At 33.0% G+C, this 21,291-nt stretch carries 17 protein-coding genes and 1 pseudogene; 15 read left to right on the forward strand and 3 right to left on the reverse strand.

The window, feature by feature from the left end:
- Positions 1-179 precede the first annotated feature (179 nt).
- The 14 genes and pseudogenes from DMB65_RS20010 to DMB65_RS20080 all read left to right on the forward strand — a co-directional run bounded on the left by DMB65_RS20010 (position 180) and on the right by DMB65_RS20080 (position 14,692).
- A pseudogene (locus DMB65_RS20010) lies at positions 180-1,081 on the forward strand (IS1595 family transposase).
- Between the two features lie 77 nt (positions 1,082-1,158).
- Positions 1,159-1,608, forward strand: coding sequence for a hypothetical protein (locus DMB65_RS20015; protein ID WP_110308404.1), 450 nt, complete (start codon positions 1,159-1,161; stop codon positions 1,606-1,608).
- Between the two features lie 113 nt (positions 1,609-1,721).
- Entirely contained in the window at positions 1,722-2,906 is a 1,185-nt protein-coding gene (locus DMB65_RS20020) for a hypothetical protein (RefSeq protein WP_110308452.1), read from the forward strand.
- A 214-nt stretch (positions 2,907-3,120) separates the two neighbouring features.
- The gene (locus DMB65_RS20025; RefSeq protein ID WP_110308405.1) at positions 3,121-3,636 is read left to right on the forward strand and encodes a hypothetical protein; all 516 of its coding nucleotides are present in this window, start codon (positions 3,121-3,123) and stop codon (positions 3,634-3,636) included.
- Positions 3,637-3,702: 66 nt separating this feature from the next.
- Positions 3,703-4,569: an alpha/beta hydrolase gene (locus tag DMB65_RS20030; RefSeq protein ID WP_110308453.1), complete on the forward strand. Its 867-nt coding sequence runs from the start codon at positions 3,703-3,705 to the stop codon at positions 4,567-4,569.
- A gap of 2 nt (positions 4,570-4,571) precedes the next feature.
- On the forward strand, positions 4,572-5,021 hold the full coding sequence (locus DMB65_RS20035) for a hypothetical protein (RefSeq protein ID WP_110308406.1): 450 nt from the start codon (positions 4,572-4,574) through the stop codon (positions 5,019-5,021).
- A gap of 722 nt (positions 5,022-5,743) precedes the next feature.
- On the forward strand, positions 5,744-8,119 hold the full coding sequence (locus DMB65_RS20045) for a TonB-dependent receptor (protein ID WP_110308408.1): 2,376 nt from the start codon (positions 5,744-5,746) through the stop codon (positions 8,117-8,119).
- 35 nt (positions 8,120-8,154) lie between these two features.
- Positions 8,155-8,970 carry a DUF4249 domain-containing protein gene (locus tag DMB65_RS20050; RefSeq protein WP_110308409.1) on the forward strand — a complete coding sequence of 272 codons (816 nt, stop codon included), beginning with the start codon at positions 8,155-8,157 and terminating at the stop codon, positions 8,968-8,970.
- Between the two features lie 9 nt (positions 8,971-8,979).
- On the forward strand, positions 8,980-9,456 hold the full coding sequence (locus DMB65_RS20055) for a GyrI-like domain-containing protein (RefSeq protein ID WP_110308410.1): 477 nt from the start codon (positions 8,980-8,982) through the stop codon (positions 9,454-9,456).
- Positions 9,457-9,467: 11 nt separating this feature from the next.
- Positions 9,468-9,911 carry a DinB family protein gene (locus tag DMB65_RS20060; RefSeq protein WP_110308411.1) on the forward strand — a complete coding sequence of 148 codons (444 nt, stop codon included), beginning with the start codon at positions 9,468-9,470 and terminating at the stop codon, positions 9,909-9,911.
- 120 nt (positions 9,912-10,031) lie between these two features.
- Entirely contained in the window at positions 10,032-10,694 is a 663-nt protein-coding gene (locus DMB65_RS20065) for a thiamine diphosphokinase (RefSeq protein WP_110308412.1), read from the forward strand.
- Between the two features lie 205 nt (positions 10,695-10,899).
- Positions 10,900-11,580 carry a tRNA (guanosine(37)-N1)-methyltransferase TrmD gene (gene trmD, locus DMB65_RS20070; RefSeq protein ID WP_110308413.1) on the forward strand — a complete coding sequence of 227 codons (681 nt, stop codon included), beginning with the start codon at positions 10,900-10,902 and terminating at the stop codon, positions 11,578-11,580.
- Between the two features lie 258 nt (positions 11,581-11,838).
- Positions 11,839-12,189 (forward strand): 50S ribosomal protein L19, encoded by a 351-nt coding sequence (gene rplS / locus DMB65_RS20075; RefSeq protein ID WP_110308414.1) that lies wholly within the window; start codon positions 11,839-11,841, stop codon positions 12,187-12,189.
- Positions 12,190-12,469: 280 nt separating this feature from the next.
- Positions 12,470-14,692 (forward strand): NADP-dependent isocitrate dehydrogenase, encoded by a 2,223-nt coding sequence (locus DMB65_RS20080; RefSeq protein WP_110308454.1) that lies wholly within the window; start codon positions 12,470-12,472, stop codon positions 14,690-14,692.
- 421 nt (positions 14,693-15,113) lie between these two features.
- Here the strand turns inward: DMB65_RS20080 and DMB65_RS20085 are convergent, their stop codons facing one another.
- The 3 genes from DMB65_RS20085 to DMB65_RS20095 form a co-directional block, all read right to left on the reverse strand.
- Positions 15,114-16,553: an ApeA N-terminal domain 1-containing protein gene (locus DMB65_RS20085; protein ID WP_110308415.1), complete on the reverse strand. Its 1,440-nt coding sequence runs from the start codon at positions 16,551-16,553 to the stop codon at positions 15,114-15,116.
- Positions 16,554-16,704: 151 nt separating this feature from the next.
- Complete coding sequence (locus tag DMB65_RS20090; RefSeq protein ID WP_110308416.1) at positions 16,705-18,240, reverse strand: YifB family Mg chelatase-like AAA ATPase; 1,536 nt, start codon at positions 18,238-18,240, stop codon at positions 16,705-16,707.
- A 103-nt stretch (positions 18,241-18,343) separates the two neighbouring features.
- Positions 18,344-19,318, reverse strand: coding sequence for a Gfo/Idh/MocA family protein (locus tag DMB65_RS20095; RefSeq protein WP_110308417.1), 975 nt, complete (start codon positions 19,316-19,318; stop codon positions 18,344-18,346).
- 307 nt (positions 19,319-19,625) lie between these two features.
- Between DMB65_RS20095 and DMB65_RS20100 the strand changes: the two genes are divergently transcribed.
- Positions 19,626-20,951, forward strand: a complete 1,326-nt coding sequence (locus tag DMB65_RS20100) for an ammonium transporter (protein ID WP_110308418.1) — start codon at positions 19,626-19,628, stop codon at positions 20,949-20,951.
- Positions 20,952-21,291 lie beyond the last annotated feature (340 nt).

Below are 21,291 nucleotides of genomic sequence, written 5' to 3' on the forward strand. Positions count from 1 at the left end.
ACCGGATAAAATTCGATAGAACAAACCAAAAATTATATTTTTTAGTACATCGAATTCTCAATAAAGTAGTCGAAAACAAGCTGAACTAGGTTAAAACCTCGTAAAGCCTTGAAGAATAAAGAAAAAATAACGTTCCGATTATTTATATCGGACAACAATGATCTTTAATAAAAAAAGCAATGAATTTATTTAGTTTTACAGCAAATTTTGGGAGTAAGAATCTTGTAGAATTCATTTTAAAGAAGAAAGAGACAAGATCGGAATTCAATGCAAATGTGGATGCAAAGAACATTTTTGGATAAAAAGCAGATGGAGTTATGAATGCATAGAATGTAGAAAACGAACTTCGTTGCGTAGTGGGACTATACTGTAAAGTTCAAATTTATCGTTCATGATTTGGTATAAAACAATGTTTTTATTGACTGCAACTAAAAAAGGATTCTCTACTAAAGAAATTCAAAATCAACTTGGTTTGAAAGGGTATGAACCTGTTTGGGCGATGGTTCATAAGTTACGAAAAGCAATGGGAAACAGTGATTCTCGTTATAGTTTGGAAGGAATGATAGATTGATAAAGACTATTTCAGTATTGAATCATCAGTGATTGAACACGAAAAGGTATTAGAGGTTGTAAAGCTGTGGGCAAATCAAATGTAGCCATTATAGCCGAATCTACTCCTTTAGAAGATATTGAAACTGGAGAAAAATCAAGTGATTGTCGATGTTTCTAAGCAAAAATACTTACAGACCATATTGTAGATAAAATTAATGAAACAATTCAAGAATCAATTTCAGAGAAAAGTGTTGTTTTTTCAGATAAAAGTACCTCTTATGTTGATATTTCAGATTATGTTGAAATACATATTACTGAAAAATCAGATAAACACACAACAAAAGAAACTTTGTGCTACGTTCATATCGCAATTAGTAATGCAGAACGAAATTTTCTGGAAAATCATCACAAAATCAAAAGAGAATATCTGCAATTCTATCTAAATGAGTTTGTTTACAAGTTAAATCGAAGGTATTTTGGAGAAAGACTTTTCGATAGACTAATAATAGCAAGCATTACGGGAGTATGATACAAAGCAGAGAATCATTTATTTTTTTTACACTTTCAAATTTTAACGTTTAAGACTTACAAAAACACTCCAAAACCATGAAAATCTCAATTCCCTTATTGGTGGTATTCACCTTGTTCAACTCTAATTTATTCAGTCAGACAATAGCTGATTTAAAGCTAAAACCTAAAGAAATTCCAAAAGGCTATACCATCAGCGACGGAAACAACTGTGTTTCTATACAGGCCTGTACTTTTTACAATGATATTGAAACATACAGTAACATTGTTGGGACTTTGAAAACCAAAGCAATGCAAAGTTTTAAAAGCAGACCGGATAGTGGATCAATCATGTATTTTGAATTTGAGCACGTATTTAAAGGAGAGCGTTTTCTGCAGGGATTGTTGTGGGGAAAAGCCGGTCAGCCTACAGATGAACATCCTGAGGAATATATCGTAAAAGGAAAATTTCTCGTCATTTGGAGTTTTCATCCGGACAGCCCAGTAAAAGAAAAATCAGAAGCTAAAATTGATGGGATTTTGCAGTAAACCTCAAAGAAGCGATTATGTAAATGATATTCTGATTCTTAAAATTAAATTTCAAAAAAGGTATAGTTGTTGAAAGTTAAAAAAGATATATTTACATCTTTAAAATGATCCGTATGCAAAAAATTACTTTATTAATAGCTATATTATTTCTTGCTTCATCATGTGGCGTAAAAACTACACAATCACTTATTAGCGATGGTAATTATGATGCTGCAATAAACCGCGCTGTAGAAGCATTAAAAACCAACAAAGATTCTAAAGGAAAACAAGAGTATGTGTATTTGCTGGAAGAAGCTTTTGTAAAAGCAAAAGACAGGGACTTGAGAAATCTTGAAATGATGGAAAAAGAAAAAAATCCCGCCAATCTCGAGCTCATCTACAATACCTATCTGCAGCTAAACAATCGGCAGGAAAAGATCAGGCCTATATTACCGCTTCAGTTGTTGAAGCAGGGAAAAAATGCTCAATTTCTTTTTGATAATTATTCTGATCAGATTGTAAACAGTAAAAATGCTTTATCTAAGTTTTTATATGAAAATGCGCAAGTTTTAATAAAATCTCCCAATAAACTTGATGCAAGAAAGGCGTATGATGATTTGGCGTATGTAGAAAACATTAATCCAAATTATAAAAACGCCAGAAAATTAATGAATGATGCCCAGTTTAAAGGAACTGATTTCGTGAATGTTTATGCTACTAACGAAACCAATATGGTTATTCCGAAGCAATTGCAGGATGATTTACTGGATTTTAGTGCTTATGGACTAAACGACAAATGGACAGTTTATCATAACGTCAAACAAAAAAACATTCATTACGATTATGGTCTGATTTTAAATTTCAGGGAAATTTATATTTCTCCGGAACAAATAAAAGAAAAGGAATTTGAAAAAGAAAAAGAGATTAAGGATGGGGTTAAAACCCTTTTAGACAGCAGAGGAAAACCGGTGAAAGATAGCTTAGGGCGCCCGATTAAAGTGGATAATTTTAAGAAGATTAAAATTAGAATTTTCGAATTCAGACAATTTAAAGCATGTCAGGTAACTGCTAAAGTGGATTATGTAGATTTAAAGAGCAATCAGCTACTACAATCATTTCCTTTAGCAAGCGAATATGTTTTTGAAAACGTTTATTCGACTTATCGAGGTGACAGAGACGCATGCGACGAAAATTATTTAGGTTACTTTAATAAACGGTCAGTACCTTTTCCTAATAACGAACAAATGGTTTTTGATACCGGTGAAGATCTAAAAGCCAAATTTAAAAACATTATAGTCAGGAATAGAATTAGAAGATAAAATACATTTCGAAAATCAAGTTTTAAATAGTGTAATGCTTTAAGTAACAACGAACGAAATTGAAACAAAGATTTCAAGCGTTCTGATTGTAATCTTGCTTTATTTGAATATGAAATTTCGCTTACTTGAGATGGGATTTTGTTTTTAAATTGATAATATTGTTTAATTGAAATATGATTTTAATTTGTATTTTCGGTTAAAAATATTTTTTTATATGCTTAAAAAATATCTGCCTTTTGAAGAACTAGTTTACCATTCAAATTTGACAAAAGAAGAACTGTTAAAACAGCTTCAGAATGAAATTGAAGTTGAAAAATCTTTTGGTTTTCGAGCTAATAATTATTGTTATAGTAAACCTTATGTTGGTAAAATCTACAAGAATAGTTTTGAAATAAAAAGGGCAATTAATTATCGAAATTCCTTTTTACCTGTCATAAAAGGATATATTAAAGATGATTTAAACGGTTCTAAAATCGATATAAAAATGAGTCTTACAGATATTGTAAAAGTTTTTATGATTATTTGGTTAGGTGGTGTTTTTTTAGCTTGCCTGGGCGTTACTTATACTTTAATTTTTAATAGTGGTTTTAATACTGAAGCAGGATTTTTTATGTTTATTCCCTATTTAATGCTTTTAGGTGGAATTGGAATGGTTATTTTTGGTTTTAAAGCGGAAAGCAGAAAAAGTGTAAAAGATCTGAAGGAAATTTTACAGGCAAAACTCGTTTAAAGAGGAAACCTTTAAAATGATTAGCAGGTGGGTAAACAGAAAATGCAAATAAACTTCAATACCAAAATGAATAATTTTTTTATCCTTGTACTATTAATAGCTACCACAACAGTTTTTAGTCAAAAAGAAAAATCAAAACCTGCTGAAGCCACTAAACCTTTTGTTTTAGGTGTTATTGACGAAATTCAGTCAGAAGAGCTAAACGAAAAAAGAGTTTTAAATATTTATCTTCCAGAAGGTTACAAGGTTGAGGATGCAACAAAATATCCGGTCATTTATTTATTGGATGGTTCTGCTGATGAAGATTTTATTCATATTTCTGGTTTGGTGCAGTTTAATAGTTTCGAATGGATTAATCAGGTTCCAAAATCAATTGTAGTGGGTATTGCGACTGTAGACAGAAGGCGGGATTTTACTTTTTCAACAACTATTGAAACCGATAAAAAGCGTTTTCCTGGTTCTGGACATTCAAATAAATTTATTGCTTTTATTGAAAAAGAATTACAGCCTTTCATTGATAAAAAATATAGAACTACCGAATCGAGAACCATAATTGGGCAGTCTTTGGGAGGATTGCTGGAAACTGAAATTTTACTAAAAAAACCTTCACTTTTTAATAAATATGTAATTGTAAGCCCTAGTTTATGGTGGGATAATGGTTCTTTACTGAATCAGGATTCTGAAATTTTTCAGGAAAGCTTTAAAGAACCAACGGAGGTTTATATTGCTGTTGGAAAAGAAGGACTTACGCCTACAGAAATCCCGAGAGTAATGGAAGTGGACGCTAATCTGTTGGCGGAAAAAATAAAAATATCAAAAAATAAAAGTATTAAAGTCTTTTTTGATTATTTACCTAACGAGAATCACGCTACTATTTTACATCCCGCTGTTTCAAATTCTTTTCGTTTTTTTTATCCTCAAACTCAAAAATAAAAATGAAATTTCCGACAACGGCTGAAGATCTTAAAGAGGAGTTTTTTAAATCAGTTGATATGATGGATAAAGTTGGGGATTTACGAATACGGCAATTAATTCAAATTTTGCCCAAAGTAGAGGGGCAGGTAATTATTGAAGGCATTATCCGGATTTTTGAAAATGAAGAAAGAACTGATTCTGTTTATACAGATCAAAAATATGTAGGAAGAATACTAAAAAGTTTGAACCCTAAAACGAAAGATACCCTAGATTCAATAATGAACAGGGTTTTGAAAAACTGGAATAAAAGTGTTGAAGAATTGCCTTTTTGGCTCAAAGACAATTATGGAGTTGAAAACCTTGAAAAAGCATTTGATGAAATAGAAAAAAGGGATTTATCAAGCTTAGAATCAGATAAATTACAGACGATGAAATGGTGGTTAAAAAAAAACAGTAAAGATCGCCTTTAAAAACTCAGCAATTTTTTTAAACTCGTAATGTTGCTTAAATCGAAGGAATGAAAAAAATTAAGCGATATCTTAAGGCTCGTTCCTAAAATACTCTGGACTCAAATTCATTCAAATTAGAATCTTTTTGAAGAATGTTTTTCACATGTAAACAGATATAAAAACAATCTCCCATTTCTTTAAAATCAACAATATCAAAATCAGATAACAATCCTTCTTTCTGGTAGAAATGAGGAAAATGCCGAAAAATTCTTTTGTTTTTCACGAAAATTTATCACTTAACGTATCTCCAACTTTTTATAGGAACCATTTATGACTGCAATTTCAGTCCATAATTTTTAATTGAAAGCAACGGATTATTTAGTTAATAAAAAGGCTCCTCGTCTAGATGGAGCTTTTTTTATTGCCTTTATCAAATGAAATTTCACACTCGATTTTAACAGAAAACGTGCCTTGCAAGATAAAGAAACGCGCTATCGTGCTTGTTAACGATTTTCAAAAGCCATTGGTCTACAGCAAGGAGTTAACCATCTAATAGTTAAAGAAAAAGCTTAAAAAGTAATCGACATTTGTAATGTAATAATTGCATAGTGCCCCAACTATAAAATTATTACCCAAAACAACTTTAGTTAATTAAAAAGCTCCTCTCCCCAAGGAGCTTTTTAATATTCCTTTTACAAAATTATTAATTGCAATTAAATTCTGTTAAAAAAAAAATATTAAATATGTTTTACTTACGAAATATAACTACAAAAAAAAACAGCACGTTTGTTATTTTTCTCATTACTTTAATTTCATTCTCTCAGGAGAAGTTTACATTAAGCGATACTATCACTGATTTTAGTAATAATGAAACTCTAATAGTGGAAAATACGCATATTCCAGCTTTGAAAATTGGATCTTATTCGCTGGCACTACCAGCTGGTGAACATCAATTAAAAATAAACCATTTAGGGTATCAGGAAGCCGAAAAAATCATGTATTTAGGGCAGGATACAAAAGAGAGTTTATTCTTAAGAGGAAGGACTGAAGAACTTCAGGAGGTCATAATTAAGGATGGGAGATATAAGGTCAATATTAAATCGTCTGAAATGAGTGTTAATAAACTGTCTATTTCTGCTATCAAAAAAATGCCTGTGGTTTTAGGCGAAGTCGATGTCTTAAAATCTATTTTACTATTGCCGGGAGTAACAAATGCAGGCGAAGGAGCTTCAGGGTTTAATGTCAGGGGAGGTGGTGCTGATCAGAATTTAGTTTTATTAGATGAAGCGACTATATTTAATTCTTCACATGTTTTTGGTTTTTTTTCTGTTTTTAATCCCGATGTTATTAAGAATTTGAAATTGTATAAAGGAGGGATTCCCGCACGTTATGGAGGCAGGGTATCCTCAGTTTTGGATGTTGATCAAAAAGACGGAAATAGTAAAGAGTTTCATGTAAAAGGCGGAGTAGGGCTGGTCTCTAGCAGAATCCTTGCCGAAGGTCCTTTGGTAAAAAATAAGGGCTCATTTTTGGTAGGAGGAAGAGCATCTTATGCTCATTTATTCCTAAAACTATCGGAAGAGCAAAAAGGCAATGCGGCTTATTTCTATGATTTAAACACCAAATTGAGTTATAAACTAAACGATAACAACAGCTTGTTTTTTTCAGGTTATTTTGGGCGTGACGTTTTTAAACTTAATGAAGTCTTTATGAATACTTATGGTAATTCTATGTTGAATTTACGTTGGAGTCATTTGTATTCGGATAAAATCTTTGCAAATTTATCTTTGATCTACAGTGATTATTATTATGGACTTGATTTGAATTTTGTAGGTTTCAAATGGAATTCCGGAATAAAGAATTATACTGTCAAATACGATTTTGAGAACTTTATTTCGGATAAATTCAAATTAAATTATGGTTTAAACGGAATTTATTATGAGTTTAACCCCGGAATAATTAAACCTTTAAGTGATGAATTTACAATCAATCCTAAGCAATTAGATAAAAAATATGCATTAGCAATGTCACCTTACATTGGTACTGAAAGTCAGCTTTCTAACAGGATTACGGTTTACGGTGGTTTAAGATTTAGTATGTTTTATCGTTTAGGAGCTTCGACAATTAACCTGTATGAAAACAATACTCCGGTTGTGTTCAATTCAGATATGCAGATTTATGAAAAAGCTACACCAATTGCTACTCAATATTACAAAAAAAATAAAGTTGTTGAAAGTTATAATAATTTTGAGCCCCGGTTTTCAATTTCCTTTCAACTTAATGATGATGCTGCAATAAAAGCGAGTTATAACAGAATGGCACAATACCTTCAGTTAATTTCTAATACATCATCCCCAACGCCTCTTGATGTCTGGATGCCAAGCGACAACTATATCAAACCGCAAATTGCAGATCAGGTCGCTTTAGGTTATTTTAGAAACTTCAATGACGGAGCGTATTCACTTGAAACAGAAATTTATTACAAAAAAGTTAAAAACAGGTTAGATTATATTGATGGGGCTGATCTGATTGCAAATGACGCAATTGAGCAAGTAATTTTAAATGGGCAAATGCGCTCCTATGGATTAGAAGTTATGCTTAAGAAGAACGAAGGTAAATTCAATGGCTGGATTTCGTATACTCTTTCAAGATCAGAACAACAAACTTCTGGCAGAACGCCAGAAGAATCGGGAATCAATAACGGTCAATGGTATAATTCTGCTTATGATAAATTACATAATTTGGCCATTACATCTTCTTATAATTTAAATGAAAAATGGACATTTGGAGCTAATTTTACCTTGCAGTCCGGACAGCCGGTTTCCTATCCCAATAGTCAGTATGAATATTTAGGAATAACTGTTCCGGGTTATGGATTACGAAATGAAAATCGGCTACCTGCTTATCACCATCTGGATGTTTCGGCTACATTAAAACCGGCAAATAATAAAAACAGAAAATGGAAAGGTGAATGGGTTTTTAGTTTGTATAATTTGTATAACCGAAAGAATGCAGCTTCAATTAACTTTCGTCAAAATATGAATACCGGTTATAATGAAGCAGTAAGAACATCTATTTTTGGAATTGTACCGGCAGTTAATTATAATTTTAAGTTTTAAAATCATTTTCTGTAAAAAGAAATAAAATATAAAGTATGAAAAAAGAAATCTTATTTTTAGTGTTTTTTATCTCTACACTCTTTACGGGTTGTGAAGAAGTAGTTGAGGTTGATTTAGATACCACTGCTCCAAAATTAGTAATAGAAGCAGCTATCAATTGGCAAAAAGGAACTTCCGGAGCTCAGCAAACAATAAAACTGACAACTACAACAGGTTATTTTGAAGATGAAATTCCAATGGTTTCTGGAGCCACTGTTTATGTTAAAAATAGTACTAACCAACAATTTAATTTTACAGAGGTACCAAATTCAGGGAGATACGTCTGTACTAATTTTAAGCCGGTAATAAATGAGACCTATACTTTAACTGTGATGACCAATGGGAGTACTTATACAGCCAGTGAAACGCTAAAATCAGTAACTCCAATAACACGTATTGAACAATACAATGCAGGCAATATTGCAGGTATCGTCGTTAGAGCTTTTTATAATGATCCGCCAGATGTAGAGAATTATTATTTATACCAATATGTATATTCAAATAAAAAGACCTCTACCTGTTATGCTAATGAAGATGAGTTATATCAAGGTAACGAATTTTTCAGCATTTCTGATCAAGAAGATTTAAAAGCCGGAGAGGAAATCGAAATAACACATTTTGGAATTTCAAAACAGTATTATAATTACATGAATATATTAGGTAGTATTGCAGGCAGTAATATTGGTGGTCCTTTTCAAACTCCTCCGGCAACAGTAAGAGGTAATATTATCAATACAACTGATAAAAGTAATTATCCGTTAGGTTACTTTTCTATGAGTGAAACAGTCACAAAAAAATATACGGTCAAATAATTAATTCGGATGGAAGCCAGAATTGAAATTTTAACTCAGAAAAAACTCATTGGTAAACACGTTACAATGTCGTTTGCAGAAAATAAAACATTCCAGTTATGGAGCAGCTTTATGCCGAACCGAAAAGAAATCAAAAACTCAATGAACACTAATTTGTATTCACTGGAAGTTTTTCCTGTAGGATATTTTGATTATTTTGATGCAAAAAACACTTTTGAAAAATGGGCGGCCATAGAAGTTTCAGATTTCAATGAAATTCCATCAGATATGGACATTTTAGTAATTCCGGACGGATTATATGCTGTTTTTGTGCATGTCGGTCCGGCGATTGAAGGAGATAAAACGTATCGTTACATTTTTACAGAGTGGCTTCCGTCTTCAGAATATAGGGTTGACGACAGGCCACATTTTGCTGTAATGACTGAAAAATATAAAAAAGATGATCCGGATTCTCAAGAGGAAATCTGGATTCCTGTAAAAAAATAAAATGTAAAATCATGTTAATTGAAACCCTGAAAGCACTTTTCAACCGCGATCTCAACAAATTAAAAGAAGAAATTATATTGTACCAAACCGAAAGTCAGCTTTGGGTAACTGATAAAAACATTTCTAATTCTGCAGGCAACCTGTGTCTGCATTTGCTTGGAAACCTCAATACATATATAGGTGCAACACTTGGCAAAACGGATTATGTTCGTAATCGTCCTCTGGAATTTTCTGAAAAAGATGTTCCAAAAGATCAATTAATAAATAAAATTAACGACATTATTTTAGTTATAAATACAGTGCTGGACTCTTTATCCGAAGCCGATTTAAACAAGACTTATCCTCAAATTGTTTTCGAAAAAGAAATGACAACCGGCTTTTTTCTGGTTCATCTTTCCACACATTTAGCCTATCATTTGGGGCAAATCAATTATCACAGACGACTAATTCAGTAAAAAAAATCAACCATTGAGTTAAAATTGCATTCCAAAATCTAAAATCTAAAATGGTTAATCAACATTCAAAAATCCCTTTCTTTCGTACATTTGCATCAACTCAAAAAACAGTAATTTAGCATGTCATCACACCATATTGTACGCGACGATCAGGAACCCGCATTAATTATTGCCAACGGAGCCGCTTGCAACGCTGAATTATTAGGACAACTGCTCGAATGGTCACCGCTTGTTGTAGTACTTGATTCTGCGATCGAAAGAGTTATAGAATTAGGGATAAAAGTAGATGTTCTTTTAGGGGATTTCGATCGGGGCTTTGATCCTGAAATCTACAAAACAGCACAATATCCAATCGAAATTGTACACACCCCAGATCAAAACAAAACCGATTTAGAAAAAGCTTTTGATTACCTCATCGACAGAAAAATTCCCGCTGTAAACGTTGTATGGGCCACCGGAAAACGCGCAGATCATACCATTACAAACCTAACCAATATCGTTCGTTACCGCAATTTGCTTAAAATCGTAATTCTCGATGACCATTCCAAAATATTCTTGCTGCCCAATAAATTCGAGAAATGGTACACCTCAAAAACGCCAATTTCACTCATTCCTATTGGTGTTGTAAACGGCATTTATTCAACTAATTTAGAATATCCGCTCCAAAATGACACCCTGACAATGGGCTATAGAACGGGTAGCAGCAATTCAGTCGCAAAAGACGGCATCGTTACTATTATCCACAAAAATGGCGATTTGTTGCTAATGGAATGTATGGATTAGTCATTGAATTTGACGAAGCTGTTTCCGGCTGTACGCTATATCTTTTATGCTCTCGTTTTAAAAAAAACAAGAGCATAAAAGGATGCCGCTTCCATCCGGGCTAGGGCTTTCGTTTTCGTAAAATCAATTATCGATGTTGATAATCTTTAAATTTCTCAAATATTTACTTTGTATCTTTGCAGCTTAGAACTATTCAAGAAATAAAATGCGAATTGATATTATTACGATTTTACCAGAATTACTAAAAAGCCCTTTTGAAGCTTCGATTATGAAACGTGCCATTGACAAAGGTCTGGTTGAGGTTCATTTTCATAATTTACGGGATTATACAACCAATAAACAAAAAAGCGTAGACGATTATCCGTTTGGAGGAGGAGCCGGAATGGTCATGACAGTTCAGCCCATTGACGACTGTATTACACATTTGAAGAGCCAGCGCGAATACGATGAAATCATTTATATGTCGCCTGATGGTGAAACACTGAACCAGAAAATGGCCAATACCATGTCGATGTATGAAAATATCATAATTTTGTGCGGACATTATAAAGGTGTAGATCAGCGTGTTCGCGATCATTTCATTACCAGAGAAATTTCGATCGGGGATTATGTATTATCGGGTGGAGAATTAGGTGCTTTGGTTTTATCTGACGCCTTAATCAGATTGATTCCAGGGGTTTTAAGTGACGAAACTTCTGCATTGACAGATAGTTTTCAGGATAATTTGCTTTCCGGACCTATATATACAAGACCAGCAGATTATAAAGGATGGAAAGTCCCCGAAGTTTTAACCAGCGGACATTTTGCTAAAATTGACAAATGGCGCGAAGATATGGCGTACGAGCATACAAAAAACAGAAGGCCGGATTTACTGGAAGGTCATTAAAAGGTTTCAGTCTCAGTTTTCAGTTTTCAGTCCCGGTCTCGGTTTTCAACAAATCCAGATTGAAAACTAAGGCAAAGACAAAGACTAAAAACTGAGACTGCGACTGCGACTAACCACCAATTTATCAGTAACTTAAAATAATTTATTAATTTATAATTCATAATTTATAATTATTTTCTACCTTTGCACCCGAATTAGACTAACCTCTGGCGAGATCCGTGAATGTTGCTCTAATATAAAATCATAATTTAAATTATCATGGCAGATTTATTGAAATTCGTTCAGGACGAATTAGTTGCTAGAAAAGATTTCCCTGTTTTCGGAGCTGGAGACACTATCACAGTTTTCTACGAAATTAAAGAGGGTGAAAAAACAAGAACTCAGTTTTTTAAAGGAGTTGTTATTCAAAGAAGAGGTTCTGGTAATACAGAAACTTTTACTATTCGTAAAATGTCTGGAGCTATTGGTGTTGAGCGTATCTTCCCGGTAAACTTACCAGCTTTACAAAAAATTGAAATCAACAAGAAAGGTGCTGTACGTAGAGCAAGAATTTTCTACTTCAGAGATCTTACTGGTAAAAAAGCTAAGATTAAAGATAAAAGAAGATAATTATTTATCTCTTTGTTATAAAAAACTCGTTTCAGGTAATTTGAAACGAGTTTTTTTTTCGACCTATTTTTCAACCTGTTAAAACTGTAATTTTTTAGCATTAAAATCATTAATTCAACAATTAAAGGTCACTCAAATAACAATCTGTTAATTTCAGGATTTCTCTTCAAAACTACACCGTTTTCGCACTGTTTTTACTATATTTGCTCCGCTCATTTTGAGCCGAATATACCTTTTCACATTGCCATTCTCTGGTAATACGATTATAAAAAAAAAAGAAATGACACAGAATTCAAAAATTTTTTACACTTTAACTGACGAGGCGCCATTATTAGCGACTTACTCTTTACTGCCTATTGTTCAGGCTTTTACTTCGACAGCAGGTATTGCAATTGAAACAAGAGATATCTCTTTGGCAGGAAGAATTTTATCTAATTTCCCTGAATCTTTAACAGATGCTCAAAAAACAGGAGATGCTTTGGCAGAATTAGGTCAGTTGGCTACACAACCTGAAGCTAACATTATCAAATTACCAAACGTTTCTGCATCTGTACCGCAATTAAAAGCGGCAATTGCTGAATTACAATCTCATGGCTACAACGTGCCAAATTTTCCTGAAGATCCGCAAAATGATGCTGAAAAGGAAATTAAAGCAAAATACGCTAAAGTTTTAGGATCTGCTGTAAATCCTGTTTTACGTGAGGGGAACTCTGACCGAAGAGCTCCAAGAGCAGTAAAGAATTTTGCAAAAGCAAATCCACATTCAATGGGGGCATGGTCTGCTGATTCAAAAACTAAAGTGGCTTCAATGCCAAACGGTGATTTTTACGGAAGTGAAAAATCGGTTACTGTTTCAGAAGCTAATGATGTAAAAATTGAATTCGTTGCAAAAGACGGAACAACAACTGTTCTTAAAGCAAGCACTCCGCTAAAACCCGGAGAAATCATTGATAGCTCTGTTTTAAACTTAAAAGCTTTAAAAAGTTTTGTTGCTGATGCTATTGCTGATGCTAAGCAAGCAGGAGTTTTGCTTTCTGTGCATTTAAAAGCTACCATGATGAAAGTTTCAGACCCAATTATATTTGGTGCTATCGTGGAAGTATATTTTGCTGATCTTTTCAAAAAATATGAAACTTTATTCAGTGAATTAAACATTGATACTAAAAATGGTTTAGGCGATATCTATGCAAAAATTTCAGGAAAACCTGAGCAGGCTGAAGTTGAAGCTGCCATTAACGAGGCAATTGAAAATGGACCAGCTTTGGCAATGGTAAATTCTGACAAAGGAATTACTAACTTACACGTACCTTCTGATGTAATTGTTGATGCTTCTATGCCTGCAATGATCCGTACTTCAGGTCAAATGTGGAACAAAGAGGGGAAATTACAGGATACTTTTGCTGTTATTCCAGATCGTTGTTACGCTGGTATTTATACTGCAACTATCGATTTCTGTAAAAAACACGGTGCTTTTGATCCAAAAACGATGGGAAGTGTGCCTAACGTGGGATTAATGGCTCAAAAAGCGGAAGAATACGGATCTCATGATAAAACTTTCCAAATGAAAGCTGACGGAGTTGTTCGTGTGGTTGATGCAAACAGAACTGTTTTAATGGAACAAAGCGTTGAGGCTAATGACATTTTCAGAATGTGTCAGGCTAAAGATGCCCCAATTCAGGACTGGGTTAAACTGGCTGTAAACAGAGCTCGTTTGTCAAGTACTCCTGCTGTTTTCTGGTTAGACGAAAACAGAGCACACGACAGGGAATTGATCGTAAAAGTTCAAAAATACCTTAAAGATTATGATACTACAGGTTTGGATATTCGTATCTTAAATCCTGTTGCCGCTACTGAATTTACTTTAGAAAGAATCATCAAAGGAGAAGATACAATTTCTGTAACAGGAAATGTATTACGTGATTATTTAACTGATTTATTCCCAATTTTAGAGTTAGGAACTTCTGCAAAAATGTTATCTATCGTTCCTTTAATGAATGGCGGTGGATTGTTTGAAACCGGTGCCGGAGGTTCTGCCCCTAAACACGTTGAGCAATTTACAGAAGAAGGCTATTTGCGTTGGGATTCATTAGGAGAATTTTTAGCACTTGGTGCTTCATTAGAACATTTAGGGCAAACTTTAAACAATTCTAAAGCTATCGTTTTATCTGAAACTTTAGATCAGGCTAATGATAAATTCCTTGCTAATGATAAATCACCTGCCCGTAAAGTTGGTCAGATTGACAACCGTGGTTCTCACTTTTATTTAGCATTTTATTGGGCTCAGGCTTTGGCTGCTCAAAACAAAGATGCCGAATTGAAAGCTATCTTTACTCCAATTGCTGCTGAATTTGAAGCAAATGAAGCTAAAATAGATGCTGAATTGATTGGTGCTCAGGGTAAACCTCAAAATATTGGAGGTTATTACCAACCAACTCCTGAATTAACCAGCAAAGCAATGCGTCCAAGCGAAACATTCAATTCTATTATTGCTAAAATAGCGTAATTAAGAAATAGCTAATTTATTTATATTTAAAAGACAACTGGAAACGGTTGTCTTTTTTTTGTGCTGATAGTAAAAGAAAATGAAAATTTAGTCCAGCGATTATGGAATAGATTTTAGATAATAAAGTTCAGCTTGAATTTTAGAAATTTCTAGTGAATACCATAAGATATTTAGATAAAACTACAAGTCTTTCTTCGTACAGTTTAGTAAACTTGAAATTTTCTTTTGCCTTCAATGCATTAATTTCAGTTTGAAACTGAGAAATTTCAATTAAATGTTCTTTTTTTACTTCTTCAAACTTTTTATCAAAAGATTTTTTTACACTAGCTTTGACATGTTCAGTTACATATAAAGCGACTAAGGTTGGAATGACTGAATAAACAACTAGATAACAATAAAATAATATTTTTCCATATTCTCTTTAGTTAAAAACTCTTGATGATTTATTAATAAATAACTGATTTAGTACTTCTTTATCAAATCCCACTTCAATAAGAATTGCCGCAATTAAAAGTCGTTGTAGTTTCATATATAGCTCCACTAAATTTATACCATCTAAAGCATTCTTTTTAACACTTGGATTAAAATGTGTATAATAATTTCTTGAATGTTTGACTTGTTTTACAAACAATTCAGTATCGCCAATAAAATTTGAAATTGAAGGAATTGAATATTTTGCAATAAGCTCCTTTAATCTCATTTCTAAAATTAAATTATTATTGAGTTGCATATTTATCCAATCGTATAAATCATCATCATTTAATGATTCTTTAATTTTCTTTTTTCTTTGTTCAAATTCAGCCTTTGGTAATATTCTACATTGTTTATTATTTATATTTAACAAATAATGAAAGCTTTCTGCTGCTTGTGCTAAATTCAAAAAGAAAACATCAATTATTTTTTCATTCATATAAAAATGATAAAATATCAAATTAAAAGTAGCATTTAAGTTCTTATAATTTTCAAACCAATTATTAATTATTAAAGGAAAGTTTTCTTTTATATCATCATAAGTGAATAACATTTGAAAATGAGTTCTCGGTATTTCATTTACGATGTTTTTTCGATGACTATAATACAATTTAACTCGCTTAGGAATTTGGATGTGTTCTATTTCACCAGTTCTAACATCATCAAATATTTTATCGCATATTAATTCAATATTTGAAGGATTGGTATGCCTGTATAAGGAAATAACTAAAAAATTTTGAAACTTAAATAAATAATGAATACAATCAGTAAGAGATATTGAAACTTTTGATAATAATGTTAAATATGTAGTTTGCTTTACAAAATATTCTTTTTGAAATGTTGATGTATTAGATGTAGTTGTATTAAATCTAAATGCTCCATTTAATTCTTCATTAATTTTAAATTCAATAGATGTTGGTTCAACATAATTTAGATTAAGATTTAAACTATTATCTCTTTCAAAATTAGTATCTATATTTGAAAATCCGTGAACACCAAGCCATTCATCAAGATTAAATATCTCAGAGAGAATTTCGTTAAAGGATAATTCATCATAATTTTTTATATGCGCACCTTCAAATATAAACTCTAAAGCATAACTACTTGATTGTTGACCGCTCAAATTACGCATTCTTAATTTTTGTTCAGGATTTTTTGGCACACCCCTTATATTACGAATGTAGCATTTATGTAAAGTAATTTCAGTTCCGTCAAAACTTCTTCCTAAAATAAAATCGATATTATCAGTATTTTCAAATTCATAAAAACTTCCAAATAGTTCAAGTAAACTATATTTCTCATTAGGTTTAAATGTTAGAATACCTTTGATTTTCTTATCTAAATTATCAGGCAAGAACCATTCACCTTTAAATACTATTTCTTTATCCATAAATTGACTATATGCAAATACTCCTGAATAAATATCAGAATTAAATTATTTAAATAAAAACTATAATTCGTTTCATTCTAACCTTATCAAAAACCCATATGAGAACTTTTAAAGATTTCGATTTTGACACAGATAAAAAAACAATTCCCTTTTATCCCAACCAACCATCTCGATCTAAACTCCTGTATTGAATCGCCTCAGCAATATGAGAGGAAATTATATGCGGCGCAGCATCCAAGTCAGCTATAGTTCTCGAAACTTTCAAAATTCTGTCATAAGCTCTTGCTGAAAGATTTAAACGTTCCATTGCTGTTTTCAATAGTTGTTTGGATTGATCATCCAAAGGACAAAACTCCCGGATTAATTTACTGCTCATTTGTGCGTTGTAATGAATATTAGTCATTTCTTCAAATCGGACAGACTGAAGTTCACGGGCTGCCGTGACCCTTTCCCGAATAGCAACACTACTTTCTGCTTTGTTATCATCTGATAATTTTTCGAAAGGTACGGGTGTGACTTCAATATGAATATCAATTCGGTCTAATAAAGGGCCGGAAATTTTACTCATATAGCGTTGCATTTCATGGGGTGATGAAGTATTTGGCATAGATGGATCGTTAAAAAAACCACTCGGACTTGGGTTCATACTGGCCACCAGCATAAAAGAAGAAGGGTAGGTTACTGTAAATTTAGCTCTTGAGATAGTCACTTCTCTGTCTTCCAGAGGCTGACGCATCACTTCTAAAACATCTCTTTTAAATTCGGGCAATTCATCCAGAAACAAAACACCATTATGAGCCATTGAAATTTCACCTGGCTGTGGATAACTTCCTCCTCCGACTAGGGCTACATTTGAAATAGTATGATGCGGACTACGAAATGGCCGCTGATTCATCAAACCAACTTCTTTTAATTTTCCGGCAACACTATGAATTTTGGTGGTTTCTAATGCTTCACGCAAGGTCATGGGGGGTAAAATGCTTGGTAAACGTTTGGCAAGCATTGTCTTTCCTGCTCCTGGAGGACCAATCAAAATAATGTTGTGTCCTCCGGCTGCCGCAATTTCCATACAACGTTTAATGCTTTCCTGCCCACGAACATCAGAAAAATCAAACTCAGGAAAATCCAGGGTTTTATAAAATTCTGCACGGGTATCAATAACTGTCGGTTCCAAAGTTCCTTTTCCTTCAAAGAAATCAATGACCTCCTGCACATTTTCAACTCCATAAACATCTAATCCAGCAACTATAGCGGCTTCTTTTACATTTTGCTTTGGAAGAAAAAAACCTTTATAGCCTTCTTCTTTAGCCTTAATTGCAATGGAGAGCGCACCATTTATGGATTGTAAGCCGCCATCAAGAGAAAGTTCTCCCATGATAATATAGCGGTCAATTTCAGTTGCTTTTATCTGGTCTGAGGCTACTAAAATTCCAATTGCTAAAGTCAGGTCATAAGCAGAACCTTCTTTGCGCAAATCGGCAGGTGCCATGTTTATGGTTATTTTTTTTCCGGGAAGGGCGTATCCATTATTTTTAAGTGCTGCTGCGATACGATAACTGCTTTCTTTTATGGCGTTATCGGGTAAACCTACCAAATGATACCCAATTCCTTTATCAATATTTACCTCTACGGTAATGGTGGTGGCTTCAACTCCAAAAACAGCACTTCCAAAAACTTTAATTAACATATGAAGGTCTTATTTGTAAATAATTTTTTAAATATAATAAAGTAAAATTATATTTTAACAAATAAAGTATCACTATTAAGAAATATTTTTTTACTACCAACTATTAATGAAATTCTAAACCAATTTGATTTTTGACCTTTTCAACCATGCTGCTTAAGTCTAAACTGTTTTGATGCGACCAGAATTGACTTTCAATTTGATTTTCCCTGATACAGTTGTGACATTCAATTGCTTCATGAGCATACCCTTTTCCAATATTGGGAATCTTAAATTTTTCTTCCTGTCCATCTTTAATAATTGAATATCCTTCGGTCATAAACCAAGGGGAGTTAATGTCGATTCTCCCTTTTGTCCCGCTAATGGTCGCTTTCATGTCAGAAGCCGAAACTAAACCCGCGTGTAAAACTGACTGGGACGATGGGTATTGTAAAATCATAGTGGTCTGCAAATCGACTCCTGTTGTATGATAAGTTGATTTTGATATGATTTCTTCTGGAATTCCGAGTATTAGGTAGGATATAAATAGAGGGTAAACTCCTATATCATAAAGGGCTCCGCCACCCAGTTTTTTGTCTGTCAGTCTAATTGCTAACTCATTATTGTAATAAGCGAAATCAGCCTTGAGGTATTTAATTTCTCCTATCTCGCCATTTTTTACTTTGGACAGAAGTTCCTTTATTGACGGGATAAATCGTGTCCAAAAAGCTTCCATGAAAAACTTATTGTATTTTTTTGACGCTTCAATCATGTTGAAAGCATCGCTGTAAGATAATGATAAAGGTTTTTCACATAATACATGTTTTCCGTTTTTCATTGCCAGAATTGATAATTCTGTGTGTGAATTATGGGGTGTTGCTATATAAACGACATCTATGTTATCGTCTTCAAAAAGATCATTATAGGATCCATAATATTTATTGCAATCATACTTTTTGGCAAATTCATTTGCTTTAGTAATGTCTCTGGAAGCCACAGCATACAATTCGGCATCTTCTATTAATTCTAAATCGGCAGCAAACTGATTGGCAATATTTCCTAAACCAATGATTCCCCATCTTATTTTTTTTACACCACTCATGTTTAAATTATATTAATAAAGAATGTTAAACAATCAAATATAAATCAAACTAATTAAAAAATAGATGTATTTTTCATAATGAACGTATTATTTCTTACATATTATGTGTAATAAATATGCTAAAAGGTTAACCTTTTTTTAAGTTGGGTTTGATATTTTGTAAATTTACCATTGTTTTAAAGTAATACATTCAAAATATAGGGGTGTAAAATGAAAAATTAGTAAAAGTTGGGCAACATGTGGTATTTTTTATGGGGGTTGTGTAATGATTTCATATTTTTACCAAAATTTTTAAAACTAAATAACTATGCGAAAAATTATTTTAAGTGTGATCCTCATCACAATTTTGTTACTCTCAATTTTTTCAATTTCATTTGTTACTGAATCAAAGACATTAGGCGCTCATGTTGTTGAATTAAAAATGGATACAGGTGATACTGCATGGATGGTTGTAGCAACTGCCCTTGTATTATTAATGACTCCAGGTTTAGGTTTCTTCTACGGAGGTATGGTAGGCAAGAAAAACGTAATCAGTACCATGCTGCAAAGTTTTATGGCCATGGTAATTGTTACTGTTTTATGGGTAGTAATTGCTTTTGGGCTTTGCTTTGGACCATCAATAGGCGGATTCATTGGAGATCCTACTTCAAATATATTTTTCCAGGGTGTCAGTGCCAATACGGCATGGGAGTTAGCACCAACAATACCTTTTTTGCTTTTTGCATTATTTCAGGCAAAATTTGCAATTATTACTCCAGCCTTAATTACAGGAGCTTTTGCTGAGCGTGTACGTTTTTGGGCTTACTTATTATTCATGGTTTTATTTATTTTGTTAGTATATGCTCCATTATGTCATATGACTTGGCATCCAGATGGATTATTCTTCGGATGGGGAGTTTTGGATTTTGCTGGAGGAACGGTAGTTCACATGAGTGCAGGATGGGCTGCATTAGCCGGAGCTATCTTCTTAGGGAAGCGTAAAGTTCAAAAAGTAAATCCTGCAAGAATCACTTATGTACTATTAGGTACAGGTTTATTATGGTTCGGATGGTTTGGTTTCAATGCTGGTTCTGCTGTTGGAGCAGGAAGCCTTGCTGCTCAGGCTTTAGGAACTACAACTGTTGCTGCTGCTTCTGCTGCTATGGCCTGGGTTTTCCTTGATAAGATTTTAGGTCACAAATTATCTGCAATGGGTGCTTGTATTGGTGCAGTTGTTGGATTGGTAGCAATTACACCTGCTGCTGGATTTGTATCAATTCCTCACGCTTTAGCAATTGGTATTATTGCTGCTGTAATTAGTAATCTTGTTGTTAGTAAATTCCCTAAAGGAAAAATTGATGATGCACTTGATGTTTTTGCTTGTCACGGTGTTGGTGGTATGGTAGGAATGTTATTGACTGGAGTTTTTGCTTCTAAATCAGTAAATTCAATTGTAGGTGACAACCAAGGATTAATTTTCGGAGACGCTACTTTATTCTTAATACAATTAAAAGCATTAGTATTGGTTTCAATATTTGCTTTTGGAGTTTCGTATGCATTATTCTTCATCGTTAATAAAATTACTCCTTTAAGAGTTTCTGAAGAAAAAGAAGAACTAGGATTAGATATCTCTCAACACGGAGAATTCTTGTAAAAATAAACAACCATAACCAAAAAATAACCACAAAAAAAGAGGCTGTCCTAAAAGTAAGGACAGCCTTTTTTTATACTATTTGGACTCCTATTGGAGACGAATTTTATTTATGTAATTCTCAGAGGCCTAGCTTCGATTTTCGGACAGCCTCTTTTTTATTTGTATTGTAAACAAAGACTAAATGAACAATAACGAAAACATTATTATATCCTTTGTTCTGTTTTATTCTAATTTAACGCGTTGGATTCATTAGTTTTAATGGTAATTTTTCGTCAGTTCGAATTTTCATAGAAAATGTAACGTGAAAAGAAAAAAAGCATTGAAAACGATTTCGGATACT

The sequence above is a fragment of the Flavobacterium cheongpyeongense genome (genome assembly GCF_003202435.1).
Taxonomy (GTDB): Bacteria; Bacteroidota; Bacteroidia; order Flavobacteriales; family Flavobacteriaceae; genus Flavobacterium; species Flavobacterium cheongpyeongense.